Source organism: Gibbsiella greigii (assembly GCF_039540155.1).
Classification (GTDB): domain Bacteria; phylum Pseudomonadota; class Gammaproteobacteria; order Enterobacterales; family Enterobacteriaceae; genus Gibbsiella; species Gibbsiella quercinecans.
This window is the reverse complement of sequence record NZ_BAABEM010000052.1, coordinates 168,575-193,361: the sequence shown is the minus strand read 5'-3', so window position 1 is coordinate 193,361 and position 24,787 is coordinate 168,575. Positions and strand designations below refer to the sequence as shown.

Genomic DNA, 24,787 nt, shown 5'->3' with positions numbered 1-24,787 from the left:
GAGTGCGTTGTGGCACAGGATTATACTGTTGAGCAACTCAACTACGGCCGTAAAGTCATCGACTTTATGCGCTGGGACTACGTGGCCTTTGGCATCTCGCTGGTGCTATTGATCGCGTCCATTGCCATCATGTCGGTGCGCGGCTTTAACTGGGGCCTGGACTTTACCGGCGGCACTGTCATTGAGATCAGCCTGGATAAACCGGCCGATCTCGATCTGATGCGCGATACGCTGGAAAAGGCCGGCTTCCAGGATCCGGTTCTGCAGAACTTTGGCAGCAGCCGCGATGTGATGGTGCGCATGCCACCGGTTTCCGGGCAGGCGGGCCAGGAGCTGGGTAATAAAGTTATCAGCGTGCTGAATGAATCGGTGGACAAAAGCGCCACGGTGAAGCGCATTGAATTCGTTGGCCCAAGCGTGGGTAGCGAACTGGCGCAGACCGGCGGCATGGCGCTGCTGGTTGCGCTGATTTGTATCCTGGTTTACGTCGGCTTTCGTTTTGAATGGCGCCTGGCGTTGGGGGCGGTTATCGCCCTGGCGCACGACGTGATCATTACCATGGGCGTGCTGTCGCTATTTCATATCGAGATCGATCTGACCATCATCGCTTCGCTGATGTCGGTTATCGGTTACTCGTTGAACGACAGCATCGTGGTTTCTGACCGTATTCGTGAGAACTTCCGCAAGATCCGCCGCGGCACGCCTTACGAAATCATGAACGTGTCGTTGACCCAGACCCTGAGCCGTACCCTGATGACGTCCGGGACGACGCTGGTGGTGGTGCTGATGCTGTACATCTTCGGTGGCGCGATGCTGCAAGGCTTCTCGCTGGCGATGTTGATCGGTGTGTCGATCGGTACCGTTTCCTCTATCTACGTCGCGTCCGCGCTGGCGTTGAAACTGGGGATGAAACGCGAGCACATGCTGCAGCAGAAAGTGGAAAAAGAAGGCGCCGACCAGCCCTCGATTCTGCCTTAATCTGCAGTCGTCTCACGCAGTAAAAAGAGCGCAGTCCGGCATGCCGGCTGCGCTCTTTTTTTGTGCCGCTCCCGCTATGGCGCAGGGCTTTGCGCATCACGTGGCATAATACTGTGCAGGCGGACATAGCCCAACTGCGCCGGCGTGACCCCGTTGAAACGCAGTTCAACCTGGCGCTCGCTACTTGCCGGCGGCGTATCGCCCACGGCGATGGGTTGCGACAGTGAGCCTGCGCTGAGCGGTTTCCCGCTGGCGCTATCCAACTGCCCCCATTCCACCACGGCATGGAACGGCGGCAGCGTGTGGCCGGGCGACGCCTGCAGTTGCAGTACGGCCTGGGCGCCGCCGGCTTCGGCGCGGATCTGCGTAAGCGCGATGTTCAACTCGCCAATGCTGCTCTGCAATTTGGCCGGGCTGTCGGCGGCCGGCAGCAGGTAAACGCCGCGGGTGGAGTTTTGGTTCAGCTGATTTTGCTGTTCCAGCGCCGTGGCCTGGTTGGTCAGCGTACTCAGCTTCTGTTTTAGCTCAACCACCTGATTATGCAGCTTGGGTATTTCTGTTTGTTGCGCGCAGCCGGCCAGTAGCACTGCGGTAGCCAGCAGGCAGGCTGGGCGATAACGGGTAGAAGACATGGTGCCGTTTCCTTTGCAATAACGCTGGTGCCCAGCTTAGCCAGCTGCAGGTGGAAAGTCATGTTTTAGTGCCTGAACAGGGTGATGCCGGCCTGAGAAGCGGATCGCAACAAATCAGCGCTCGCTTTTGTTGTAACCGGAGTTCAGGTTACACTGTATTAATTCTCAGATTGTTTATCAGGACGTGTTATGCATTGCCCTTTCTGCGCCGCCGTTGATACCAAAGTCATTGATTCCCGCCTGGTTGGCGATGGTTCCCAGGTGCGCCGTCGCCGCCAGTGCCTGGTTTGTAATGAACGTTTTACCACCTTCGAAGTGGCGGAACTGGTGATGCCGCGGGTGATTAAAAGCGACGAAGTGCGTGAACCGTTCAATGAAGACAAACTGCGCCGGGGCATGCTCAAAGCGTTGGAAAAACGCCCTGTCAGCTCCGACGACGTGGAAAACGCCATTAATCATATCAAATCGCAGCTGCGCGCCACCGGTGAGCGCGAAGTGCCGACCAAACTGGTGGGTAACCTGGTGATGGACGAGCTGAAAAAGCTGGATAAGGTGGCGTACATTCGCTTTGCTTCGGTATACCGCAGCTTTGAGGATATCCGCGAGTTTGGCGAAGAGATCGCCAAGTTGCAGGATTAACAGGTTTTTTTTATGCATAACGATGAATTTTACCTGGCCCGCGCCTTTGAACTGGCGCGGCTGGGGCGTTTTACCACGGCGCCGAATCCGAACGTTGGCTGTGTGATCGTGCGTGATGGCCAGATTGTCGGCGAAGGTTACCACCTGCGTGCCGGTGAGCCGCATGCGGAAGTGCATGCGTTGCGCATGGCCGGGGAGCTGGCGCGCGGCGCCACCGCGTATGTGACGCTTGAGCCGTGCAGCCATCATGGGCGCACGCCGCCCTGCGCCGATGCGCTGGCCGCCGCTGGCGTGCGCCGGGTAGTGGCCGCCATGCAGGATCCCAACCCGCAGGTCGCCGGCCGCGGTTTGTACCGGCTGCAACAGGCCGGCATTGAGGTGCGCCATGGCCTGATGCTGGCGGAGGCCGAGGCGATCAACCCTGGCTTCCTTAAACGGATGCGCACCGGTTTTCCCTATGTGCAGCTGAAAATAGGCGCTTCGCTTGACGGGCGCACCGCCATGGCCTCTGGCGAGAGCCAGTGGATCACTTCCCCGCAGGCCCGGCAGGATGTGCAGCGGCTGCGGGCGCAAAGCGCCGCCATTCTCAGCACCAGCGCCACGGTGCTGGCGGACGATCCGTCCCTGACCGTGCGCTGGGATGAACTGGACAGCGGCACGCAGCGCGTTTATCCCCGTGAAAATCTGCGCCAACCTCTGCGCATTATCCTCGATAGCCAAAACCGCGTGACGCCGCAGCACCGGGTGGTGAACCAACCGGGCGCTACCTGGCTGGCGCGCCTGCAGCCGGATACGCAAAACTGGCCGCAGGGGGTGGAGCAGCGTATTTTCCCGGCGCACGGCGGCGGTATCGATCTGGTGGTGATGATGATGCAGCTGGCTCAGAGCCAGATAAACAGCGTTTGGGTAGAAGCGGGCGCTCACTTGGCCGGCGCGTTGTTGCAGGCCGGGTTGGTGGATGAGCTCATTGTGTATATTGCGCCGAAATTATTGGGTGATAATGGCCGGGGGCTTTGCCACCTGCCTGGGCTGCAGGCGCTGGCCGATGCGCCGGAGCTGGTGTTTAGCGAAGTGCGGCAGATCGGCCCCGATTTACGCCTGTGCCTGAAGGCGAAAGCCTAAATCTGAACGCCTGCCGGCCGTTTTACAAAACCGCCGCGCAGGCGGATGAAGAATATGATAGAATCCGCCCCCCTGCGGGGTATTGAACTCATTTTTAAGGAAAGCCCATGAAAGTGATCGAAGGTGTTGTTGCTACTCCTAAAGCCCGTGTGGCGATCGCCATCGCGCGTTTTAACAATTTCATCAACGATAGCCTGCTGTCTGGCGCCGTCGACGCGCTAACGCGTATCGGCCAGGTGGCGGATGACAACATCACCGTTGTCTGGGTGCCTGGTGCCTATGAGCTGCCGCTGACGGCGCGCGTGCTGGCCAACACCGGTAAATACGACGCGGTTATCGCTCTGGGTACGGTGATCCGTGGGGGCACCGCACACTTTGAATATGTGGCGGGCGAAGCCAGCTCCGGCCTGGGCAGTGTTTCTTTGAACACTGAAGTTCCGGTTGCCTTCGGCGTGCTGACGACAGAAAGCATCGAACAGGCGATTGAACGTGCCGGTACCAAGGCGGGTAACAAAGGTGCAGAAGCTGCCCTGACCGCGCTTGAAATGATTAATGTTATCGAAGCTATTAAAGCCTGAATTTAGTTAAGGGGAATTCCGTGAAACCTGCTGCTCGTCGCCGCGCTCGTGAGTGCGCTGTTCAAGCGCTTTACTCTTGGCAGTTGTCTAAAAATGACATTGCTGATGTTGAATTACAGTTCCTGACGGAGCAGGACGTCAAAGATGTTGACGTTGCCTATTTTCGCGAACTGCTGTCCGGTGTGGCGGTGAATGCAGGTACTCTGGATGCCCTGATGAAGCCTTTCCTGTCGCGCCAGCTCGAAGAGCTTGGTCAGGTGGAAAGAGCCATTCTGCGCCTGGCGCTGTTTGAGCTGAAAATGCGCGAAGATGTGCCTTACAAAGTGGCTATCAATGAAGCGATCGAACTGGCGAAAACCTTCGGTGCTGAAGATAGCCACAAGTTTGTGAATGGCGTGCTGGATAAAGCAGCGCCGACCATTCGCAAGAAAAAATAAAAATTAAGGCCGGGCGACCGGCCTTAAATTCATTTATCTGGAATATCGACCATGGCATGTGGCGAATTTGACCTCATTGCCCGCTATTTTGACCGGTTCAAGAGTGTGCGCCGGGATGTTCAGTTAGGCATCGGCGATGACTGCGCACTGCTGGCAGTGCCAGAGAAACAACTGTTGGCCGTCAGTACTGATACGCTGGTTGCGGGCGTGCATTTCCTGCCGGATATCGATCCGGCCGATCTCGGCTATAAAGCGCTGGCGGTGAACCTAAGCGATCTGGCTGCTATGGGCGCCGATCCCGCCTGGCTTTCATTGGCCCTGACCTTCCCTGAAGTTAACGAACCCTGGCTGAAGGCGTTCAGCGACAGCCTGTTCGAACAGCTTAATTACTACGGCATGCAGTTGATTGGCGGCGATACCACCCGCGGCCCGTTGAGCATGACGCTCACTATTCACGGCCTGGTGCCGACTGGGCGCGCCTTAACGCGTTCAGGCGCCCGCGTGGGCGACTGGATCTACGTGACCGGTTCGCTGGGTGACAGCGCCGCTGGCCTGGCCATTCTGCAACAGCGCCTGGCGGTGAACGATGCGGCGGCGTGCAACTATCTGCTGGGCCGCCATTTGCGCCCGCATGCGCGCGTGCTGCAAGGGCAGGCGCTGCGCGATCTGGCCAGTGCGGCTATCGATCTTTCCGATGGGCTGATTTCCGATCTGAAACACGTGCTCAAGGCTTCCGAGTGCGGCGCGCGCATTGATCTGGATGCATTGCCGCTTTCCCCGGCGCTGGTCGGCCTGGGTGACGCCGAGCAGGCATTGCGCTGGGCGCTGACCGGCGGCGAGGACTACGAGCTGTGCTTCACCGTGCCGGAAATCAACCGCGGCGCGCTGGAAGTGGCGCTGGACCATCTCGGTACCGATTACACCTGTATCGGCCAGGTTGGCCCGCTTTCCGAAGGCATTACCTTCCATCGTGCAGAGCAGGTTGTCGAACTGCCCTGGGCGGGTTTTGATCATTTCCGCGGGGAGTAAATTGCCACATGGATGAAGCAAAACGCCGGTTGCGGCTGCGCAACCCGTGGCACCTGCTGGCGACCGGTTTTGGCAGCGGCCTGTCGCCGGTGATGCCCGGCACGATGGGATCGCTGGCGGCGATCCCTTTCTGGTTGCTGTTGATACAGTTGCCGTGGCAACTCTATTCGCTGTTGGTGATGTTCAGCATCTGTATTGGCGTGTACCTGTGCCACCAGACGGCCAAAGATATGCGTGTGCACGATCACGGCAGCATCGTCTGGGACGAGTTTGTCGGGATGTGGATTACCCTGATGGCGCTGCCGGTTAACGATTGGCAGTGGGTCGTCGCCGGTTTTGTGATTTTCCGCGTCCTGGATATCTGGAAGCCATGGCCGATTCGCTGGTTCGATCGTAATGTGCACGGCGGTATGGGCATTATGATTGATGATATCGTGGCCGGGGTGATAGGGGCGGGGGTTATTTATGCCATCGGCCATCACTGGCCGGTGGCGTTGTTTTAAGCGGTTTGCTGAGATGGCGCCGCCGGTTTAGCGCAATCGTTGTTGCTTTAGCGTTGGCGGCGCTTTCTTACGGTTGATTATTCTGCCAGCCAGGTTTCAATTTGCCGCTGGATCCCGGCCGCATCCAGGCCCAGATCGCTGCGTATTTCTTCCTGGCTGCCCTGCGGAATGAAACGATCCGGCAGGCCGATATTAAGCACCGGCACCCATTGGCGCTTCGCCATCAGTAGTTCATTCACGCCGCTGCCGGCGCCGCCCATAACGGCGTTCTCTTCCACTGTAACCAGCGCACTGTGGCTGGCCGCCATTTTTAACACCAATTGTTCATCCAGCGGTTTGACAAAGCGCATGTCCACCAGCGTGGCGTTCAGCGCTTCGGCCGCGGCCTGCGCCGCAGGCAACAGCGTGCCGAAGTTGAGGATCGCGATATTCTCGCCCTGGCGGCGCACCACGCCTTTACCCAGCGGCAGAGCCGCCAGGGGTTCAAGTTTGGCACCGGTGCCGTTGCCGCGTGGGTAGCGCACCGCGCTAGGACCGCCGCTGTAATGGTAACCGGTGTACAACATCTGGCGGCATTCGTTTTCATCGCTCGGCGTCATGATCACCATGTTCGGAACGCAACGCAGGAAAGAGAGATCGAACGCGCCCTGATGGGTTTGACCGTCGGCGCCGACGATGCCGCCGCGATCGATCGCGAACAGCACCGGCAGGTTCTGGATCGCCACGTCATGGATCACCTGATCGTAGGCGCGCTGCAGGAACGTGGAGTAAATGGCCACCACCGGTTTGTAACCGCCGATCGCCAGCCCTGCGGCAAAGGTCACCGCATGCTGTTCGGCGATCGCCACGTCGAAATACTGCTGCGGATATTCACGCGAGAACTGCACCATGCCGGAGCCTTCGCGCATCGCCGGGGTGATTGCCATCAGCGTGCTGTCTTTGGCGGCGGTTTCACAGAGCCATTCGCCAAAAATCTTTGAATAGGTCGGCAGGCCGCCGGCGCTCTTGGGCAGCGTACCGCTGGCTGGATCGAACTTCGGCACCGCGTGGAAGCTGATCGGATCTTTCTCCGCCGGGGCGTAACCACGGCCCTTTTTGGTCATGATATGCAGCAACTGCGGGCCTTTTAGATCGCGCATGTTTTTCAACGTGGCGACCAGCCCCTGCACGTCATGCCCGTCTACCGGGCCGATGTAATTGAACCCCAGCTCTTCGAACAGCGTGCCCGGTACCACCATGCCTTTCAGGTGTTCTTCGGTGCGTTTTACCAACTCTTTAAACGGCGGCAGGCCGGAAAGCACCTTTTTGCCGCCTTCGCGCAGCGTGGAATACAGCTTGCCGGACAGCAACTGCGCCAGGTGGTTATTGAGCGCGCCGACGTTCTCGGAAATCGACATCTCGTTGTCGTTGAGCACCACCAGCATATCCGGGTTGATATCGCCGGCGTGGTTCATGGCTTCGAATGCCATGCCGGCGGTAATGGCGCCGTCGCCGATCACGCACACCGTGCGGCGGCCTTTGGCTTCGCGCTCGGCGGCTACCGCCATGCCGAGCCCGGCGCTGATCGAGGTGGACGAGTGGCCCACGGACAGCACGTCATACTCGCTTTCCGCGCGCCACGGGAAAGGGTGCAGACCGTTTTTCTGCCGGATGGTCGCGATGCGATCGCGCCGACCGGTGAGGATCTTGTGCGGATAGGCCTGGTGCCCCACGTCCCATATCAGGTGGTCGAACGGCGTGTTATAGACGTAGTGCAACGCCACCGTCAGTTCGACGGTACCCAGCCCGGAAGCAAAATGCCCGCTGGAGCGGCTGACGCTGTCCAGCAGGTATTGCCGCAGTTCGTCACACAGTTTCGGCAGGCTTTCTTTCGGCAGGGAGCGGAGTTCCTCGGGGTTTTCCGCCAGCGCCAATGTTGGGTATTTGGCTATATCAAGACTCATTCGATGCTCATATCAGAGGAGTATGCCCTTTATCTTCCAGGGTGCAGCGGCCATCACGTAGCCCGGCCACTGAGCGATGTGGCCAGCCGCACCTTGAAATCTATGGGGTATAACGTTCGTTACACATTAATTATCGCGTTCAATAATGAAGCTGGCTAACGCTCGTAGTGGCGCGGTGTTATAAGATTGCGCTGCCAGGGCATCCAGGGCAGCTAACGCTTCCTGGTAGAGATCCCACGCTTTTGCCTTCGCACTGTCAAGCCCGAGTAAGGCCGGGTAGGTGCTTTTACCATGCTGTTGATCGGCGCCCTGACGTTTACCTATCTTGGCAGTTTCACCGATGACATCAAGAATGTCATCCTGAACCTGAAACGCCAGCCCGATGGCCGCGGCGTAGCGATCGAGCAACGGCAGGGCGGCGCGGCCCCTGTCACCCGCAGCCAGCGCGCCCAGGCGCACCGCTGCGCGGATCAATGCGCCGGTTTTATGGTTGTGAACCTGCTCCAGTGCTTCCAGATTAATCTGAAGGCCTTCCGCGGCCAGATCCAGCGCCTGGCCGCCGCACATGCCGGCTACGCCGCTGGCGCTGGCGAGTTCGGAAACCATCGCCAGACGATCGCGCAGGGCGACATCGGGCATCTCGGTATCCGCCAGGATAGTGAACGCCAGCGTTTGCAGCGCGTCGCCGGCCAGAATAGCATTCGCTTCGCCAAATTTGATGTGGCAGGTCGGCAGGCCGCGGCGTAGATCGTCATTGTCCATCGCCGGCAGATCGTCATGAATCAGCGAATAGGCATGAATGCACTCAACGGCCGCAGCCGGAGCATCCAGGCTGCCTGGCTGCAGACCAAACATTTGCCCGGTCGCATACACCAGAAACGGGCGCAGCCGTTTGCCGCCCAGCAACGCGCCGTAGCGCATGGCTTCCACCAGGCTGCTGTCATTGAAGGGCAAGGGGGCAAGAAAATCCGTCAGTGCGTTATCGACCCGTTGGCGATAGGTCTGTAACTGGCTGTTGAAGTCAGTCATAGCAATTACTCGGCATCCGGGGTAAAAGGCGCCAGAGGCGCTTCATCGGTGCCGTCGTTAAGCAGGATCTGCACGCGTTGTTCCGCTTGCTGTAGCTTTTGCTGGCCTTGGCGCGCCAGTTGAACACCGCGCTCGAATTCGTTCAACGCGTCTTCCAGCGGCAGTTCGCCCGTTTCCAGACGAGTGACGATCCCTTCCAGCTCCTGCAATGCGCTTTCAAAGCTAAGGGTTTGCTCGGTACTGCCTGATTGTGCAGGTTTTTTCGGCATAATTTTCTTTTTACATCATCATATGAACAGTAGGGCGAAAGACTATCGTAGCGGATTTTGAACAGTAAATCATGGCGCGCATGTATGGTTTTGCGCGCAGAGCGGCACCAGAAGATGATATACTCCGCCCGCCGAAGATATTGTGACTCTTTTTCCCCCGAAATCTTATCTGACTATAAAGACCGCCATGAAGTTTATCATTAAATTGTTCCCTGAAATCACCATAAAAAGTCAATCTGTGCGTTTACGCTTCATCAAGATCCTGACGACCAACATTCGTAACGTCTTGAAGCAGTATGATGAAACGCTGGCGGTGGTGCGGCACTGGGATTTCATTGAGGTGCGCGCTAAAGACGAAAACCAGCGCCCGGCGATTGCCGATGCCCTGACGCGCATTCCCGGTATCCACCATATTCTCGAGGTGGAAGACCGTGCCTATACCGATATTCACCATATCTTCGAACAAACATTGGAAGCCTACCGCGATCAGTTGGAAGGGAAAACCTTCTGCGTGCGCGTTAAGCGCCGCGGCAAACAGGACTTTAATTCCCAGGATGTGGAGCGCTACGTCGGCGGCGGCTTAAACCAACATATCGCCAGTGCGCGGGTCAAACTGACGCACCCGCAGGTGACGGTTAACCTAGAGATCGAAGACGATAAGTTGATGCTGGTGAAAGCGCGGCGTGAAGGGATCGGCGGTTACCCGATCGGTACGCAGGAAGATGTCATGTCGCTGATTTCCGGCGGCTTTGATTCCGGCGTTTCCAGCTACATGCTGATGCGCCGTGGCTGCCGTGTGCACTATTGCTTCTTTAACCTCGGCGGCTCGGCGCATGAAATCGGCGTTAAGCAGGTGGCGCACTACCTGTGGAATTGCTTTGGCAGCTCGCACAAAGTGCGTTTTGTGGCGGTTGATTTTGAACCGGTGGTGGGCGAGATCCTGGAAAAAGTTGATGACGGCCAGATGGGCGTGGTGCTGAAACGCATGATGGTGCGTGCCGCTTCCCAGGTGGCGGAGCGTTACGGCGTGCAGGCGCTGGTCACCGGCGAGGCGCTGGGCCAGGTATCCAGCCAAACGCTGACCAATCTGCGTTTGATTGACAATGCGTCAGACACGCTGATTCTGCGCCCGCTGATCTCCCATGATAAAGAGCACATCATCAATATCGCACGGACGATCGGCACCGAAGACTTCGCCAAAACCATGCCGGAATACTGCGGTGTGATTTCCAAAAGTCCAACGGTGAAGGCGGTTAAAGAAAAGATCGAAGAGGAGGAGGGCAAGTTCGACTTCACTATCCTCGATCGCGTGGTGCGCGAGGCGAAAAACATCGATATCCGCACTATCGCCAGCGAAGTTCAGGAACAGGTAATGGAAGTCGAGACCGTGGCGGCGTTCGCTGCCAGCGATGTGGTCTTGGATATCCGCGCGATTGACGAGCAGGATGAAAAGCCGCTGCAGTTGGCGCAGGTTGAAGTGAAATCGCTGCCGTTCTACAAGCTTGGCAGCCAGTTTGGCGATCTGGACCAGAGCAAAACCTATTTGCTGTACTGCGAACGCGGGGTGATGAGCCGCCTGCAGGCGCTGTACCTGCTGGAGCAAGGCTACACCAACGTTAAAGTGTATCGCCCTTAACGCTTTACGATGAACCGCTTTCAGGCCGCAGCCGGCAACGCTGCGGCTTGAAGGGATCAGTCGCTGAAATCGTACATCCCCGGGATCAGCACCAACTGCGCCGCCACTTCCGCCGCTTTCGCTTTCCCCAACAGTAAATCGATCAGCTTCAGGCTGAACTCCATGGCGGTGCCCGGCCCTTGGCTGGTCAGCAAGTTGACCCGTGGGTCAAACACCACGCGGCGCTCCATCCATTTATCCTGCGGAATCTTGTCTTTTAGCCCGGGGAAGCCGGTCATGTTACCCACCGGGAACAGATCGTGATGTTGTAGCACCAGCGCCGGCGCCGCGCAGATGGCGGCGACGATTTTGCCTTGCAGGTGCATGCGGCGGACTTTTTCCACCAGCAGCGGGCTATCGCGGAAGCATTCGGCCCCTTTCAGGCCGCCGGGCAACACAATGGCGTCAAACGGCTCATCCACAATCGTCACCAGCGGTGCATCCGCCAGCAGTTTGACGCCGCGCGAACAGGTAATGGTCAGCCCGCCGTCCCCCGCCACGCTGGCGGTGGTGACCTTAACGCCGGCCCGCACCAACAGATCGATCGCCGTGACGGCTTCGGTTTCTTCGCTACCAGGTGCCAGGCATACCAACGCCGATACGCTCATAATCATTTTCCTTTTTCTTAATCAGTTCGAATAATCGGGTATTTTCCGCCAGCACACGGCCGTGGCTGCGCGCCTTGCGCAGCACGTAACCGTTGATGTAATCAATCTCGGTGTGCCGCTGGGCGCGAATGTCTTGCAGCATAGAGGAAATATTGTCTGCGGTGCTGTCGATCACTTGCAGCACATACAGCAGCAACCCTTCGCTGGAGGTGTGCAGACCTTCCATCTCCATGACGGCGGCAACTTCGTTGCAGACGGCTTCGACTTCCGGCAGGTGTTGGCGCAGCGCGCCGTTACGGCAGTCATACAGCGCGGTGAGTGGATTAATCACGCAGTTCACCGCCAGCTTGCGCCAGTTGGCCGCCGTGATGTTGTTGTGCCAGGCAACGTCCGGCAGCGCCTGATGCAGCACTTCGGCCAGGCTGCTGAGGTGCATGGCGCCTGGCGAGGTGGGGCCGATGTGGGTGGTGCCGTTAGCCACATGAATAATGGTCGTGCCGTCACGGCGCGCTGCGTGAGTGGTGGTGCCTTGCAGGATCGGCTGGTTGTTGGCGTCCAGCTCATCCTGGGTGCCCATGCCATTATGCAAAAGCAGCACGGCGCATTGGGGGTTGAGGTGCGGCAGCAGGGCGTTGACCGCGCCGGAAACCTGCCAGGCTTTCAGCGTGACCAGCAGGAGTTCACTTTGCGCCAGGTGCGTGGGATCGTTAGCCGGGAGATTGTGGTTAAATACGCTGCCGTCGGGGGCAATGACATTCACTGGGCAAAAGGGCTGGGGCACACGGAGCCATCCCTGCACCTCGTGCCCTTGTCGATAAAGTTGGGCGAGCCACAGCTGGCCAAGCGCGCCGCAACCAAGAACCGTTATTTTCATCTTGCCTCCCTCGGCGGTGTCCCGTCATAGTACGCCAGCGCCTCTGGCGGTCATTGGGCGCTACGGCCTACTGCGGGGCTCTGCCCTGGTGTTCGGGGTTCCGCTCAACGGCGGTCTTATCAGTATAGACTTTCGCGTTGCCGGGCTCCCCACGGCGATCCGTAGGGTTTTGTCTTCCCGCGCAAAGCGGTTATTATGCTCGCCATCGAATAGCCTAACGTTGCTTTAGGCTAAATTTATTTGCCATGCGGGCCCGTAAGCGCTCTGGGTGGCGATGACCAATGCGCCTACTGGGATAGGTTGTATTCAGAAGGAGGAAGTATGCCATCTTTTGACATCGTTTCTGAAATTGATATGCAGGAAGTCCGTAACGCCGTTGACAATGCGTCACGTGATCTCGGCACCCGTTGGGATTTTCGCAACGTGCCGGCCAGTTTTGAGCTGAACGAAAAAAACGAAAGCATCAAAGTAGCCAGCGAATCTGATTTCCAGGTGAAGCAGTTGCTGGATATTTTGCGTGAGAAGCTGGCCAAGCGCGGCATCGACGGCGCGGCGCTGGAGATCCCGGATGCGCTGGAGCACAGCGGGAAAACCTACAGCGTTGAGGCTAAGCTCAAGCAGGGGATTGAAACCTCGCAGGCCAAGAAGCTGGTGAAGCTGATCAAAGACAGCAAATTGAAGGTGCAGGTACAAATTCAGGGCGATGAAGTGCGCGTGACCGGTAAATCGCGTGACGATCTGCAAAGCGTGATGGCGCTGGTGCGCGGCGGGAATCTGGGGCAGCCGTTCCAGTTCAAGAACTTCCGCGATTAACTTTCCCGCCAACCGTCGTGTCAAGGGCCAGCAAGCTGGCCCTTTGCTTTACAGCGAATTGACTAACGCTTCCAACTGCCGGCGATTCGTCTGCTGGGTATCCACTTTCACATAGGCGCTGCGTTCATCCGCCACCACGATCGCTTCCGCCACGCCCGGTTGCGCTTTCAAACGCGATTCCAGCGCTGAATCCTTCACTGCCAGTTCAGACAGCGTAATGCGCAGGCTGCTGACGTACGGCGGCTCTTTCATCGTGCGGCATACCAGGAACCACAGTGCGGCCACCAACGCCCCGGCTATGAATACGCCACCCGCGCCAAACAGGCCATACAGCCAGCCGCCGGCGCTGCCGCCGATCGCCACGCCGATAAATTGGCTGGTGGAGTACACCCCCATCGCCGTGCCTTTATAACCTGCCGGGGATTCCTTGCTGATTAACGAAGGCAGAATCGCTTCCATTACATTAAAGGCGACGAAGAAGAGCTGCACGCCGGCAATAATGCCCCACAGGTGGGCGCCGGAAAACCACAGCACAATCTCGGCGCAGAATAAAACCACCACGCAGCCGGTGAAAACCCGCTTCATACGGCGTTTTTTCTCGGCATAGATGATGAAAGGCACGACGGCGGCAAACGACACCAGCATGGTGACCAGATAAACAACCCAATGCTGTTGCGCTGCCAGCCCTGCCTGTTCCATCGCCAGCGGTAAGGCCACGAAGCTCGACATCAACAGAATATGCAGGCACATGATGCCGAGGTTGAGCTTCAGCAGGCTGGGGTTGCGCAGCACTTTGTGAAAGCTGCCGCTGACGATGCTCGATTCGCGGTTCAGCACGTGGCTGTTCGCATTGGGCACCACCAACAGCGTGATGGCGATCCCGGCCAGCGCCAGCACGGCGATCATCCAGAACAGCGCGTGCAGGCCAAAGGCGTGGGTGACAATCGGGCCGATCACCATGGCGATGGAAAAGGTAATGCCGAAACTGACACCGATGAAGGCCATGGCTTTGGTGCGGTTCTGCTCGCGGGTCAGATCGGACAGCAGCGCCATCACCGCCGCGGCGATGGCGCCGGATCCCTGCAGAGCACGGCCAAGAATGATCCCCCAGATGGAATCAGTCACGGCCGCAATGACGCTGCCAAGGGTAAACAGCAGCAGGCCGCCGACAATCAGCGGTTTACGGCCGATACGATCGGAAACCAATCCGAAGGGGATCTGGAACACGGCCTGCGCCAAACCGTAAATGCCGATGGCGAAGCCGATAAGCGCCTCACTGGCGCCTTGCAGCGCCATCCCATAGGTGGTGAGGACCGGCAGCACCATAAACATGCCGAGCATGCGCAGCGAGAAGACTACGCCGAGCCCCCAGGTTGCCCGCCGTTCCTGTGGAGTCATGGTATTGTCGTTCATTGTTACCTCGGTAAAAACCATTCGGCAGGCGATTGCGCTGCACGGCCTGCCGAATGGTTTCTAAAATAGTGGGAGCATTTTAGTGTGTGGGGCAGGGAGGGTAAATCGAATGTTGTTTAACAGATATTACCGGTGGAAATTAAATGGGCCGCAAAAGCGGCCCATACATTACGGCGGTGTTTATGGCTTACCACACGTAGGTCAGCAGCGCTTCCTGCGCCGTGCTGGCGCTGAAGTCGATTGACATCATCACGCTCAGTGAGGTGATGGCGACGATCGAAAACACAAACAGCTTACGCGCCCAGATACTGTCGTTTTCAGCCTTATAGCCGCGCAACGCCATACCCAACCACCATACGCTCACTGCCGCGGCGACAATCAGGTATTTGTAGCCGGCATAACCGCTCAGGGCCAACATCAGCGTGGCGATCATAAACGCCAGTATGTAGACCGTGATGTGGTTTTTGGCGACGGAAATGCCTTTCACCACCGGCAACACCGGGATATTGGCTGCCTGGTAATCCTTGAAGCGGAAAATGGCAATCGCATAGGAATGCGGCATCTGCCACAGGCTGAAAATCGCCAGCAGGATAAGTGCCCCGGTGTCGAACTCGTTGGTGACGGCGCAGTAGCCGATCACCGGCGGCGCAGCGCCGGACAGGCTGCCGATCAGCGTGCCGTAGACCGAGTGGCGTTTCATGTACAGGCTATAAAGGCCAACATAAACCACAAAGCCCATCACCGCCAGCCACATGGCCAGCGGGTTGGCCGCGGTATACAGCAGGGCAAAGCCGGCAATACCCAGGACGGTAGCGTAAACCAGGCTGGCACTCGGCGCGATCAGGCCTTTTACCAGCACCCGATTCTTCGTTCTCTCCATTTTTTTGTCGATGTCGCGATCGATATAGTTGTTGAAAACACAACCCGATGCGACCACCAACGAAACCCCGACCAGGGTGGCGAGAAACAGGGGATAGTCGATGCTCCCTTTGGACGCGAGCAGAAATCCCCCGACGACAGAAATTAAATTGCCGAAAATAATTCCTGGTTTCGTTACTTGCAGGTATTGCTTAATCATCACGTGTGGCTCGGCTCTTAACTGACCATCATATTGACGTTGAGGTTGTACATAATCCAGAGTGAACCCACCACAACAATACCGATGATCATAGCGGTAAACAGCAATGCCACCAGGTTCCAGCGCTCTTCCGATGAGGTATTCATGTGCAGGAAGTAAACCAGGTGAACAATCACCTGAATCACCGCCATGCCGACGACAACTGCCAGAATAGTGGAATGAGAGGCCGCGCCGTTCATTACCATCGCAAACGGGATCACCGTCAGGATGATCGACAGAATAAAGCCGATCAGGTAAGACTTGACGCTGCCGTGGCTTGCGCCGCCGTGAGAGGTTTCATGGGATGAATGGCTCATTACATAACCCCCAGCAGGTAAACAACGGTAAATACGCAGATCCACACCACGTCCAGGAAGTGCCAGAACAGGCTCAGGCACATCAGGCGGGTTTTGTTGGTGCTGGTCAGGCCGCGTTTGCCCACCTGCAGCATCATCACAACGATCCAGATCAGGCCGGAGGCAACGTGAATCCCGTGAGTCCCCACCAGCGCAAAGAAGCTGGACAGAAACGCGCTGCGATCCGGGCCAAAGCCTTCGGTAATCAGGTGATGGAATTCATAGATTTCCATACCGATAAAGCCCAGGCCGAACAGGAAGGTCAGGAACAGCCAGAGGTTAACGCCGCTCACTTTACCGTTGTTCATGGCGATCATCGCCATGCCGTAGGTAATGGAGCTAAACAGCAGCAGGAAGGTTTCGACCAGCACAAACTTCAGATCGAAAATATCCTTGCCTGAGGGACCGCCTGCGGTCCCATTAACCAGTACTGCATAAGTTGCGAATAAGCTCGCAAACAAAATACAGTCGCTCATCAGGTAGATCCAAAATCCGAAGACTTTGGTCTCACCCGCCTCGTGGTGCCCATGCTCTGCATGGGCCGCGTTGTGGTTAGTCAGAGTATCAGTTGACATGTTTCACGCCTGCTTTGCTGATTTGTTCATAGTGTTGGTTCTCAATGCGCTCAATTTCGGCAACAGGCACATAGTAATCAACATCTTGATCGAAGCTCTTGGCAATCCAGACCACGATCATGCCGATGAAACCGATGATCGCCATCCACCAGATTTCCCAGATCATCGCGAAACCGAATACCAGGCTGAAGAAGGCGATGATCACGCCGGCACCGGTGTTCTTAGGCATATGAATCTGTTCGTATTTCGCCGGTTTCTTGTACGCTTCGCCTTTTTCTTTCATATCCCAGAATGCGTCACGATCGTGAATTTCCGGGGTGATGGCGAAGTTGTAGAACGGCGGTGGTGAAGAGGTAGACCACTCCAGCGTACGGCCGCCCCATGGGTCACCGGTCAGATCGCGGTTCTGATCGCGATCGCGGATACTGACGAAGATCTGAATCAGCTGGCACAGGATACCGCAGGCAATCAGCGCCGCACCGCCCGCAGCCACCATCAGCAACGGATGGAACTCAGGGTTGATGTTCTGGCTGATACGGCGGGTCATCCCCATGAAGCCCAGCGCGTACAGCGGCATAAAGGCAACGAAGAAACCGATGATCCAGAACCAGAATGCGCGTTTGCCCCAGGTTTCGTTCAGCGTGAAGCCGAAGGATTTCGGGAACCAGTAGGTCAGGCCGGCGAAGCAGCCGAACACCACGCCACCGATGATAACGTTGTGGAAGTGCGCAATCAGGAACAGGCTGTTGTGCAGCACGAAGTTTGCGCCCGGCACGGCCAGCAGCACGCCGGTCATCCCACCGATGGAGAAGGTGATGATGAAGCCAACGGTCCACAGCATGGCGGAGTTGAACTGAATGCGGCCCTGATACATGGTGAACAGCCAGTTGAAGATTTTCACCCCGGTCGGGATGGAAATGATCATCGTGGCGATACCGAAGAAGGCGTTAACGTTCGCCCCGGAACCCATGGTGAAGAAGTGGTGCAGCCATACGATGAACGACAGAACGGTAATCGCAATGGTTGCCCATACCAAAGAGGTATAGCCGAACAGGCGTTTCTTCGAGAAGGTGGCGGTCACTTCGGAGAACACCCCGAAGACCGGCAGCACCAGAATGTACACTTCCGGGTGGCCCCAGGCCCAAACCAGGTTGATGTACATCATCATGTTGCCGCCCATATCATTGGTGAAGAAATGGGTGCCCAGATAGCGATCCAGGGTCAGCAACGCCACGGTAACGGTCAGAATAGGGAACGAAACGATAATCAGCACGTTAGTGCACAGCGCAGCCCAGGTGAACACCGGCATTTTCATCATCGGCATGCCAGGGGCACGCATTTTCATGATGGTTGCGAAGAAGTTCACGCCGGTCAGCAAGGTGCCAAGGCCGGAGATCTGCAGGCTCCATATCCAGTAATCGACCCCAACGCCGGGGCTGTACTCTTTGCCCGACAGCGGCGGATAGGCCAGCCAGCCGGTTTGAGCGAATTCACCCACCCCCAAGGAGAGGTTGATCAGCACCACGCCGACGACAAAGAACCAGAAGCTCAGTGAGTTCAGGAACGGGAAGGCAACGTCACGCGCGCCGATCTGCAGCGGCACTACGATGTTCATCAGGCCGACCACAAACGGCATCGCCATGAAGAAGATCATGATGACGCCGTGCGCGGTGAAAATCTGATCGTAGTGGTGAGGCGGCAGGAAGCCTGCTTCACCGGCAGAGGCCAGTGCTTGCTGGCTACGCATCATGATGGCGTCGGCGAAACCACGCAGCAGCATCACCATCGCAACGATGATGTACATGATACCAATTCGTTTATGGTCAACGGAGGTCAACCATTCGCTCCACAACCACTTCCATTTGCCCAAATACGTTATCAGCGCCAGCAGTGCCAGCCCTCCAACAATAATTGCAGCAACGGTGACCATGATGATCGGTTCATGGTACGGAACCGCATCAAGAGTTAATTTTCCCAACATCAGATTATTCCTCGGCTCCGGCGTGAGCGTGTTCACCCATGTCCATACCCTGGCTCATGTCCATACCTGCATGCGCGTTGGCTTCAGCCGATGCGCCGTGGTGCTGGTGCATGTCGCCCATGAATTTGGCAATAGTTTCTTTGAACAAATTCGGTTTGACACTGGAGAAGTACTCAACCGGGTTGTTTTCACTCGGCTCTGCCAGTTTGTTAAAGTCGTCGGTGGTATTAAGATTGTTAGACGATTCTTTCACCTTGGCTACCCACTGGTCGAAGTCGCCTTCGGTTGGGGTGACGATCGCGGTGAATTTCATGCCGGAGAACCCGCGGCCGCTGAAGCTGCTGGAAATACCTTTGTATTCGCCTGCTTCATTGCCGATCAGGTGCAGTTTGGTCTGCATCCCGGCCATCGCATAAATTTGCCCACCTAACTGAGGAATAAAGAACGAGTTCATTACCGAGTTAGAGGTGATCTTGAATTCGACGGGAACGTCTTTCGGGAAAGCCAGTTCATTAACGGTCGCAATCCCTTGTTCCGGGTAGATGAACAGCCATTTCCAGTCAAGCGACACCACTTCGATCGTCATCGGCTTCTTGTCGGAGACAATTGGCTTGAACGGATCCAGCGCGTGGGTCGTTTTCCAGGTGATGGTGCCCAGGATAGCGATGATAATGATAGGAATGGTCCAGACGACAGCTTCAATCTTGTTCGAGTGCGACCAGTTAGGACTGTACTTGGCGTCTTTGTTGGAGGAACGATACTTCCAGGCAAAGGCAAACGCCATAAAGATAACTGGTATCACGACAATCAGCATCAACGCGATCGCAGTGAGTATCAGTGTTCGTTGTTCAACGCCTATTGCTCCCTTGGGATTCATCAACACGGTATCACAGCCACTGAGCAATACAGTGGATGCAATTAATGACAGCATCCCAATACTTTTATTGTATTTCTTAAGTCTCATCTAACGACCTCAATTACAAAGGCTCTATTGTCGTTTCATGTGTGCGGGCATTTTACGGGAAGGTTGCAACACTGTAAACACGCTTCAAGGAGTGTCAGCGCCTTGTTGACACTTTCTGTTAAGGGGGTCACAGATGTTACTGCTGAGTGACAATTACCAATGGCAACAATGTGTTGCCGTAGTGCATTGCCGCACTCTGGCCGTATGTTCTGGAAAAGCAACGGTTATGAGCGACTATACGCTTTAGCGACCATGTTTTAAACAAAAACGGAAGTATATTTAATGTAAAATAAATGTAGTTAAAAGGTGTATTTATTTTTATTTTTTTGCTGGCGTTTGCGGCTGAAAATAATTAGGGCGATTCTTTTTAAATAAATTTGGTTACGACATATTTTGCGGCAGCCGGAAAAAACCGGCTGCCGCAGTATTACGCCAAGCGGGTGCGGCGCAGCGCCAAATAGTCGAGCAGGCTACCCATTGCAATGCCGGCTACGCTTAGGAGCGCGCCGGCCTCTAACGTTTTATCGGCGAGCGCCGGTAGGTTGAGCCAACCCAGCGCGTTGCCGATCAACAGCAACAGCCAAAGCCCCAGCAGGGCGCACCCGGCGGTGAGCAGGCGCAGCGCCCAACGGTAGGCGTTGCGGTACTCGGTGCGCGGCAGGAAGCTGTCGGTGTTCTGGGTGTATTCCAGTGTTTGCCGGCATACCGCCAGCAAGAACAGCCCCGGCAGCGCGGCGACGATAGAGAACAGATAAAACAGCGGCCAGCCGTGCGCTTCAACGAACCAACCGGCGATCGGCCCGACGTAAACGCGGCCAACGGCGGAAAGGGCGGACAATAAAGCAAACTGGGTGGCGGAGAAGGATTTGTTGCACAGGGTCATCAGCAAGGCGACAAAGGCCGCCGTGCCCATGCCGCCACACAGGTTTTCCAGAAAGATGGCGCTGCCCATGGTGATGATGTTTTTATCGGTCACCGACAGGATCCAATATCCCACGTTTGATACCGCCTGCAGGATGCCGAATAGCATCAGGGCGCGGAACAGCGTCAGGCGTTGCATCAGCACCCCGCCGAACAGCGCGCCGACGATAGTGGCGAACAGCCCAAGGGTTTTGTTCACCAGGCCCACTTCCCCCGCGTCGAAGCCGACGCCGCGGATCAAAAACGTGGTGCTCAGGCTGCCGGCGAAGGCATCCCCCATCTTATACATGACGATCAGCAGCAGGATGAGCCAGGCGTTATTGCGGGCGAAAAAATCCCGCAGCGGCGCGACCACCGCCTGTTCCATACTGCGCGGCACCGGCACTTGCTCATCCGGTTCGGGCGCCATCAGGGTGGCGGCGACGCCGATCAGCATCAGCGCGGCCATTAGCCAGTAGGTCGCCTGCCAGCCGAGGTAGCGATCCGCCAGCCAAAGCGCCAACCCGCCGGACACCAGCATGGCCAGCCGGTAGCCCAGCACCGAGATCGCCGCACCGGCGCCGCGCGCTTCCGCGCTCAGCAGGTCGGTTTTATAAGCATCGAACACAATATCCTGCGAGGCGGAACAGAAGGCCACCAGCACGGCCAGCGCCGCCAGCCACCACAGATGCTGAGCGGGCTGCATAAAGCCCATCGCCACAATGGCCGCCACCAGGAGCAGTTGGCTGATCAGCAGCCAGCCGCGCCGCCGGCCGAGAAACGGCGGCGTGTAGCGATCCATAAAGGGCGACCAGAGGAACTTGAACACATACGCCTGCCCGACCAGCGAGAAAATGCCGATGGTCTTCAGATCGATGTTTTCAACGGTCATCCAGGCTTGCAGCGTGCCGGAGGTCAGCGCCAGGGGCAGGCCTGAAGCAAAGCCCATCAGCAGAAGAATGGCGGAGTTACGCTGGGTGAAGATATTCAGATACTGTTTCGACATGGGATCCTTGTCTGCGCCGCCCGATGTGCCGGGCGGCAATAAGGCATTGACTGATTAACGCGCGTTCTGCTTGATGAAATCGCTGACGCTGGTGTCCTGCGCCATATCGGCGATGACATCGCCCAGAACGGTATTGACCGCGCTGGTGATCTTGTCGTTGTTGGCGGTGAAGGCCCCCTGCACGTTATAGGTTGAACGGTAGTTTTTCACCTGTTTGCTGCCGTTTTTCGCCTGAACGATGATTGAAATATCCGCCTTGGTGGTGATGTTGTAGCGCAGGTTCCCTTCAGAAACGTCAGCGTACAGGTTGTTCACCACGATTTGCAGATCGGCCTGCCCATCAGGGCCAATCATGTAACCGCGTGCGCCCATTTGTTTTTCCAGCACTTCCTGCAACAGGAAGCGCAGATCGCGCGAAGGCGTCAGGGTGATCAGTTGGCCGTCGCGGTTAACTTTCGCCAGTGCCTGATCCGGGCGCTGGTCTGCGCCGTTAATGCTGATGGTGACGCCCTGCAGGGTAGGATCCTGCTGAGGCAGCACGATCTTCGGCGTGACGTTCAGGGTATTGCTGCTGGTGGCGCAGCCTGCAAGCATCAGGGCGGCCAACAAGGGAATACACAGTTTTTTTAGCATATTACTTTCTCGTCATTCGTGGGTTGCGTTGTCGGGCGCCAGTTGGCGCAGGCCAATCAAATAGCAAAAGCGCATTATAAAAGCGCCGACATCATAGCATCGCCGCCGGCCGGGGGAAGCGTTGAACGCCGGAGGGCGGCAAATTTTTAACTGCTTTTGATAAAAACACGCTTTTTCGCCGCTCTCAATCGGAAAAAGCCCAAGCGGGCGCGCCGATTGGCGGTTTTTTCCGCGCTCCGTCGAGAAAATTTTATCGGGCATAGTCTAACCGGATGAAAAACGGCTAATATTGAGCTAGATGGCGTGTTCCTCTGCCGGCGTAGTAAGGAGATCCTATGATTCGCGAGCAAATAGAGGCAAAGTTAAGGGCGGCGTTTGAGCCCGCGTATCTGGAAGTGGTTGATGAAAGTTATCGGCATAACGTTCCGGCGGGTTCAGAAAGCCATTTCAAAGTGGTGATCGTCAGCGATCGTTTTATCGGCGAACGTTTTCTTAATCGCCACCGTGCGATTTACGGCGCGCTGGCGCAGGAATTGGCCGACGGGGTGCACGCCTTGGCGTTGCATACCTATACCTTGAAAGAGTGGGAGGGGCTGCAGGATACCGTGCCGGCTTCACCGCCTTGCCGCGGTGCGGGGACGTTGGCCTGAAGGCTAAAACTGTAGGTTTCAGTGGAACTTTCACCCTGATTTAAGGTATTACTACTGGCGATTTTGCAACGGCCTGCGGGCCGTTTCTGTTTTTTGACGGCGGCAGCCGTATGGCATGCGGCGCAAATGTGGCGGCAGCGGGTGTTCTTTTAGGGGGAATTCGGTAAAAGTGTGAGTTAACTCGCCTTCGTCGCCCTGCTCTCCTCGACTCCCTCCGCATGCGCCGCTATAATGTCGCGTCTATTTTTCCGGAATGGTTTCGGGACACTTCTGACATCAGGGAACTCGGTTCTTATGTAGCCGTCCTGGTTCTTGGAACGGAGTTGACCGAGCACTGTGATTTTTTTGAGGTAACAAGATGCAAGTTTCAGTAGAAACCACCCAAGGCCTTGGGCGCCGTCTCTCTATTACTGTACCCGCTGATGTCATCAGTCAGGCTGTTAAAAAAGAGTTGATCAACGCGGCGAAAAACGTGCGTATCGATGGCTTCCGTAAAGGCAAAGTGCCGATGAACATCGTTGAACGTCGTTACGGCGCTTCTGTTCGTCAGGACGTTCTGGGCGATCTGATGCAGCGCAACTTTGTTGACGCGATCATCAAAGAAAAAGTGAACCCGGCCGGTGCGCCAAACTACCAACCGGGCGAGTACAAAGAAGGTGAAGACTTCACTTTCGCCGTCGAGTTCGAAGTGTATCCGGAAGTTGAGCTGAAAGGCCTGGAAAACATCGAAGTTGAAAAACCGGTTGTTGACGTGAACGATGCCGACGTTGACGCGATGCTGGAAACCCTGCGCAAACAGCAGGCGACTTGGAAAGAAACCGATCGCGCCGTGGCTGCGGAAGACCGCGTAACCGTTGACTTCACCGGTTCTATCGACGGTGAAGAATTCGAAGGCGGCAAAGCATCCGACTTCGTTCTGGCAATGGGCCAGGGCCGCATGATCCCAGGTTTTGAAGAAGGCCTGGTTGGCCACAAAGCCGGCGAAGAATTCACCATCGACGTGAACTTCCCGGAAGATTACCATGCGGAAAACCTGAAAGGTAAAGCCGCCAAGTTTGCTATCGTTTTGAAGAAAGTCGAAGAACGTGAATTGCCGGAGCTGACCGAAGAGTTCATCAAACGTTTCGGCGTGGCTGACGGTTCACTCGACGGTCTGCGTGCCGAAGTGCGCAAAAACATGGAACGCGAACTGAAAGGCGCGGTGCGTAACCGCATCAAAACTCAGGCTATCGACGGCCTGATCGCCGCGAACGACATCGACGTACCGGCAGCGCTGGTCGACGGTGAAATCGACGTGCTGCGCCGCCAGGCTGCACAGCGTTTCGGCGGCAACGAACAACAAGCGCTGGAACTGCCACGCGAACTGTTCGAAGAGCAAGCCAAGCGCCGCGTAGTGGTTGGCCTGCTGCTGAGCGAAGTGATCAGCAGTCATGAGCTGAAAGCGGACGAAGATCGCGTTAAGGCGCTGATCGAAGAAATGGCCTCCGCTTACGAAGATCCGAGCGAAGTCATCGAGTTCTACAGCAAAAACAAAGAGCTGATGAACAACATGCGTAACGTTGCGCTGGAAGAGCAGGCGGTTGAAGCCCTGCTGGCCAAAGCGAAAGTGACTGAAAAAGCCACTACGTTCAGCGAACTGATGAACCAGACTCAGGCTTAATGCCGGTAGACGCGCCCGGCGGGTAACCGCCCAGCGCTGGAACAAAAAAGCCCGTAGCTTCGGTTACGGGCTTTTCTTTTTTGCCACCTTGCTGATTAATATCAGCTTAATTATGGCAATATGCACTATATTTACTCTGTAAAGGCGGCGTTACGCCAGAAGTTCAGAGGGCGGAGTGGCCGCTGCGCCACTTGGGGCTATTAGCCCGTCGGGCAATACGGTGAGCGGTGTTATTGACGAGTGGCCTTGAAATCGCGGCCAGGTTCCCCAATTAATGTTTACGCTCACAGCAAAGCTGTTTGCCGGATAACGCGCAATGACAACAACCGTCGGCCAGGCGTGGAGTATGTCGGATTCTTGGCGTAGTCATGGTGGCCGTTCTCAAGTAGAATCGGTCGGTAAG

General features: G+C 56.7%; 25 protein-coding genes. 11 read left to right on the top strand and 14 right to left on the bottom strand.

The genetic code is table 11. From position 1 onward, the window contains the following. Positions 1-9 precede the first annotated feature (9 nt). Positions 10-978 (top strand): protein translocase subunit SecF, encoded by a 969-nt coding sequence (secF, locus tag AC559G_RS24605; RefSeq protein WP_279023003.1) that lies wholly within the window; start codon positions 10-12, stop codon positions 976-978. A 74-nt stretch (positions 979-1,052) separates the two neighbouring features. Here secF and AC559G_RS24600 read toward each other — a convergent pair whose 3' ends face one another. Then, positions 1,053-1,610: a SadB/YajI family lipoprotein gene (locus AC559G_RS24600; protein ID WP_498915280.1), complete on the bottom strand. Its 558-nt coding sequence runs from the start codon at positions 1,608-1,610 to the stop codon at positions 1,053-1,055. 189 nt (positions 1,611-1,799) lie between these two features. Here AC559G_RS24600 and nrdR point away from each other — a divergent pair, with 189 nt between their 5' ends. From nrdR to pgpA, 6 genes are all read left to right on the top strand, one after another. Next, positions 1,800-2,249: a transcriptional regulator NrdR gene (nrdR, locus tag AC559G_RS24595; protein WP_095845626.1), complete on the top strand. Its 450-nt coding sequence runs from the start codon at positions 1,800-1,802 to the stop codon at positions 2,247-2,249. Between the two features lie 12 nt (positions 2,250-2,261). Next, on the top strand, positions 2,262-3,371 hold the full coding sequence (ribD, locus tag AC559G_RS24590; protein ID WP_498915278.1) for a bifunctional diaminohydroxyphosphoribosylaminopyrimidine deaminase/5-amino-6-(5-phosphoribosylamino)uracil reductase: 1,110 nt from the start codon (positions 2,262-2,264) through the stop codon (positions 3,369-3,371). Between the two features lie 107 nt (positions 3,372-3,478). After that, positions 3,479-3,949: a 6,7-dimethyl-8-ribityllumazine synthase gene (gene ribH, locus AC559G_RS24585; protein WP_279023008.1), complete on the top strand. Its 471-nt coding sequence runs from the start codon at positions 3,479-3,481 to the stop codon at positions 3,947-3,949. A 20-nt stretch (positions 3,950-3,969) separates the two neighbouring features. Continuing rightward, the gene (gene nusB / locus AC559G_RS24580) at positions 3,970-4,386 is read left to right on the top strand and encodes a transcription antitermination factor NusB (RefSeq protein ID WP_095845623.1); all 417 of its coding nucleotides are present in this window, start codon (positions 3,970-3,972) and stop codon (positions 4,384-4,386) included. A 51-nt stretch (positions 4,387-4,437) separates the two neighbouring features. Beyond that, positions 4,438-5,415 carry a thiamine-monophosphate kinase gene (gene thiL / locus AC559G_RS24575; RefSeq protein ID WP_498915275.1) on the top strand — a complete coding sequence of 326 codons (978 nt, stop codon included), beginning with the start codon at positions 4,438-4,440 and terminating at the stop codon, positions 5,413-5,415. An 8-nt stretch (positions 5,416-5,423) separates the two neighbouring features. After that, positions 5,424-5,918 (top strand): phosphatidylglycerophosphatase A, encoded by a 495-nt coding sequence (gene pgpA / locus AC559G_RS24570; protein WP_498915273.1) that lies wholly within the window; start codon positions 5,424-5,426, stop codon positions 5,916-5,918. 77 nt (positions 5,919-5,995) lie between these two features. On the opposite strand, the gene dxs is transcribed toward pgpA, so the two are convergent. The 3 genes from dxs to xseB all read right to left on the bottom strand — a co-directional run bounded on the left by dxs (position 5,996) and on the right by xseB (position 9,159). Then, positions 5,996-7,861, bottom strand: a complete 1,866-nt coding sequence (gene dxs, locus AC559G_RS24565) for a 1-deoxy-D-xylulose-5-phosphate synthase (RefSeq protein WP_498915271.1) — start codon at positions 7,859-7,861, stop codon at positions 5,996-5,998. Positions 7,862-7,987: 126 nt separating this feature from the next. Beyond that, positions 7,988-8,890 carry a (2E,6E)-farnesyl diphosphate synthase gene (ispA, locus tag AC559G_RS24560; RefSeq protein WP_498915269.1) on the bottom strand — a complete coding sequence of 301 codons (903 nt, stop codon included), beginning with the start codon at positions 8,888-8,890 and terminating at the stop codon, positions 7,988-7,990. 5 nt (positions 8,891-8,895) lie between these two features. Then, a complete protein-coding gene (gene xseB, locus AC559G_RS24555) occupies positions 8,896-9,159 on the bottom strand; it encodes an exodeoxyribonuclease VII small subunit (protein WP_095845618.1) in 264 nt (87 codons plus the stop codon). Between the two features lie 187 nt (positions 9,160-9,346). On the opposite strand from xseB, the gene thiI reads away from it, so the two are divergent. Then, positions 9,347-10,795 (top strand): tRNA sulfurtransferase, encoded by a 1,449-nt coding sequence (thiI, locus tag AC559G_RS24550; RefSeq protein ID WP_498915267.1) that lies wholly within the window; start codon positions 9,347-9,349, stop codon positions 10,793-10,795. A gap of 56 nt (positions 10,796-10,851) precedes the next feature. Here the strand turns inward: thiI and yajL are convergent, their stop codons facing one another. Together yajL and panE are read right to left on the bottom strand one after the other, a co-directional pair. Further along, on the bottom strand, positions 10,852-11,442 hold the full coding sequence (yajL, locus tag AC559G_RS24545) for a protein deglycase YajL (protein WP_346078768.1): 591 nt from the start codon (positions 11,440-11,442) through the stop codon (positions 10,852-10,854). Further along, the gene (gene panE, locus AC559G_RS24540; RefSeq protein WP_438599909.1) at positions 11,405-12,316 is read right to left on the bottom strand and encodes a 2-dehydropantoate 2-reductase; all 912 of its coding nucleotides are present in this window, start codon (positions 12,314-12,316) and stop codon (positions 11,405-11,407) included. The genes yajL and panE overlap by 38 nt, the downstream gene beginning before the upstream one ends. A gap of 321 nt (positions 12,317-12,637) precedes the next feature. Here panE and AC559G_RS24535 point away from each other — a divergent pair, with 321 nt between their 5' ends. After that, a complete protein-coding gene (locus tag AC559G_RS24535) occupies positions 12,638-13,129 on the top strand; it encodes a YajQ family cyclic di-GMP-binding protein (protein ID WP_438599908.1) in 492 nt (163 codons plus the stop codon). A 48-nt stretch (positions 13,130-13,177) separates the two neighbouring features. Here AC559G_RS24535 and AC559G_RS24530 read toward each other — a convergent pair whose 3' ends face one another. From AC559G_RS24530 to AC559G_RS24495, 8 genes are all read right to left on the bottom strand, one after another. Continuing rightward, positions 13,178-14,542, bottom strand: coding sequence for an MFS transporter (locus AC559G_RS24530; RefSeq protein WP_498915265.1), 1,365 nt, complete (start codon positions 14,540-14,542; stop codon positions 13,178-13,180). 187 nt (positions 14,543-14,729) lie between these two features. Continuing rightward, entirely contained in the window at positions 14,730-15,620 is an 891-nt protein-coding gene (cyoE, locus tag AC559G_RS24525) for a heme o synthase (RefSeq protein ID WP_438599906.1), read from the bottom strand. 17 nt (positions 15,621-15,637) lie between these two features. Then, the gene (locus tag AC559G_RS24520) at positions 15,638-15,976 is read right to left on the bottom strand and encodes a cytochrome o ubiquinol oxidase subunit IV (RefSeq protein WP_095845611.1); all 339 of its coding nucleotides are present in this window, start codon (positions 15,974-15,976) and stop codon (positions 15,638-15,640) included. Beyond that, complete coding sequence (locus AC559G_RS24515) at positions 15,976-16,590, bottom strand: cytochrome o ubiquinol oxidase subunit III (RefSeq protein WP_095845610.1); 615 nt, start codon at positions 16,588-16,590, stop codon at positions 15,976-15,978. Before AC559G_RS24515 ends, AC559G_RS24520 begins: the two co-directional genes overlap by 1 nt. Further along, positions 16,580-18,571, bottom strand: a complete 1,992-nt coding sequence (cyoB, locus tag AC559G_RS24510) for a cytochrome o ubiquinol oxidase subunit I (RefSeq protein WP_438599905.1) — start codon at positions 18,569-18,571, stop codon at positions 16,580-16,582. Before cyoB ends, AC559G_RS24515 begins: the two co-directional genes overlap by 11 nt. Before the next feature lie 4 nt (positions 18,572-18,575). After that, positions 18,576-19,535 (bottom strand): cytochrome ubiquinol oxidase subunit II, encoded by a 960-nt coding sequence (gene cyoA, locus AC559G_RS24505; protein WP_498915263.1) that lies wholly within the window; start codon positions 19,533-19,535, stop codon positions 18,576-18,578. A gap of 427 nt (positions 19,536-19,962) precedes the next feature. Further along, complete coding sequence (gene ampG / locus AC559G_RS24500; RefSeq protein WP_498915261.1) at positions 19,963-21,441, bottom strand: MFS transporter; 1,479 nt, start codon at positions 21,439-21,441, stop codon at positions 19,963-19,965. A gap of 54 nt (positions 21,442-21,495) precedes the next feature. After that, positions 21,496-22,074, bottom strand: coding sequence for a lipoprotein (locus tag AC559G_RS24495; RefSeq protein WP_279023034.1), 579 nt, complete (start codon positions 22,072-22,074; stop codon positions 21,496-21,498). A 335-nt stretch (positions 22,075-22,409) separates the two neighbouring features. Between AC559G_RS24495 and bolA the strand changes: the two genes are divergently transcribed. Both bolA and tig read left to right on the top strand, forming a co-directional pair. Continuing rightward, positions 22,410-22,724, top strand: coding sequence for a transcriptional regulator BolA (gene bolA / locus AC559G_RS24490; RefSeq protein ID WP_095845605.1), 315 nt, complete (start codon positions 22,410-22,412; stop codon positions 22,722-22,724). A 358-nt stretch (positions 22,725-23,082) separates the two neighbouring features. Next, positions 23,083-24,384, top strand: a complete 1,302-nt coding sequence (gene tig / locus AC559G_RS24485; protein ID WP_438599901.1) for a trigger factor — start codon at positions 23,083-23,085, stop codon at positions 24,382-24,384. The last annotated feature ends 403 nt before the right edge of the window (positions 24,385-24,787 follow it).

Bases quoted from the DNA above. Each gene is read 5' to 3' on its own strand.
- AC559G_RS24600 (WP_498915280.1), bottom strand. From the start codon at position 1,610: ATGTCTTCTACCCGTTATCGCCCAGCCTGCCTGCTGGCTACCGCAGTG.
- nrdR (WP_095845626.1), top strand. From the start codon at position 1,800: ATGCATTGCCCTTTCTGCGCCGCCGTTGATACCAAAGTCATTGATTCC.
- ribD (WP_498915278.1), top strand. From the start codon at position 2,262: ATGCATAACGATGAATTTTACCTGGCCCGCGCCTTTGAACTGGCGCGG.
- ribH (WP_279023008.1), top strand. From the start codon at position 3,479: ATGAAAGTGATCGAAGGTGTTGTTGCTACTCCTAAAGCCCGTGTGGCG.
- thiL (WP_498915275.1), top strand. From the start codon at position 4,438: ATGGCATGTGGCGAATTTGACCTCATTGCCCGCTATTTTGACCGGTTC.
- pgpA (WP_498915273.1), top strand. From the start codon at position 5,424: ATGGATGAAGCAAAACGCCGGTTGCGGCTGCGCAACCCGTGGCACCTG.
- dxs (WP_498915271.1), bottom strand. From the start codon at position 7,861: ATGAGTCTTGATATAGCCAAATACCCAACATTGGCGCTGGCGGAAAAC.
- ispA (WP_498915269.1), bottom strand. From the start codon at position 8,890: ATGACTGACTTCAACAGCCAGTTACAGACCTATCGCCAACGGGTCGAT.
- xseB (WP_095845618.1), bottom strand. From the start codon at position 9,159: ATGCCGAAAAAACCTGCACAATCAGGCAGTACCGAGCAAACCCTTAGC.
- thiI (WP_498915267.1), top strand. From the start codon at position 9,347: ATGAAGTTTATCATTAAATTGTTCCCTGAAATCACCATAAAAAGTCAA.
- yajL (WP_346078768.1), bottom strand. From the start codon at position 11,442: ATGAGCGTATCGGCGTTGGTATGCCTGGCACCTGGTAGCGAAGAAACC.
- panE (WP_438599909.1), bottom strand. From the start codon at position 12,316: ATGAAAATAACGGTTCTTGGTTGCGGCGCGCTTGGCCAGCTGTGGCTC.
- AC559G_RS24535 (WP_438599908.1), top strand. From the start codon at position 12,638: ATGCCATCTTTTGACATCGTTTCTGAAATTGATATGCAGGAAGTCCGT.
- AC559G_RS24530 (WP_498915265.1), bottom strand. From the start codon at position 14,542: ATGAACGACAATACCATGACTCCACAGGAACGGCGGGCAACCTGGGGG.
- cyoE (WP_438599906.1), bottom strand. From the start codon at position 15,620: ATGATTAAGCAATACCTGCAAGTAACGAAACCAGGAATTATTTTCGGC.
- AC559G_RS24520 (WP_095845611.1), bottom strand. From the start codon at position 15,976: ATGAGCCATTCATCCCATGAAACCTCTCACGGCGGCGCAAGCCACGGC.
- AC559G_RS24515 (WP_095845610.1), bottom strand. From the start codon at position 16,590: ATGTCAACTGATACTCTGACTAACCACAACGCGGCCCATGCAGAGCAT.
- cyoB (WP_438599905.1), bottom strand. From the start codon at position 18,571: ATGTTGGGAAAATTAACTCTTGATGCGGTTCCGTACCATGAACCGATC.
- cyoA (WP_498915263.1), bottom strand. From the start codon at position 19,535: ATGAGACTTAAGAAATACAATAAAAGTATTGGGATGCTGTCATTAATT.
- ampG (WP_498915261.1), bottom strand. From the start codon at position 21,441: ATGTCGAAACAGTATCTGAATATCTTCACCCAGCGTAACTCCGCCATT.
- AC559G_RS24495 (WP_279023034.1), bottom strand. From the start codon at position 22,074: ATGCTAAAAAAACTGTGTATTCCCTTGTTGGCCGCCCTGATGCTTGCA.
- bolA (WP_095845605.1), top strand. From the start codon at position 22,410: ATGATTCGCGAGCAAATAGAGGCAAAGTTAAGGGCGGCGTTTGAGCCC.
- tig (WP_438599901.1), top strand. From the start codon at position 23,083: ATGCAAGTTTCAGTAGAAACCACCCAAGGCCTTGGGCGCCGTCTCTCT.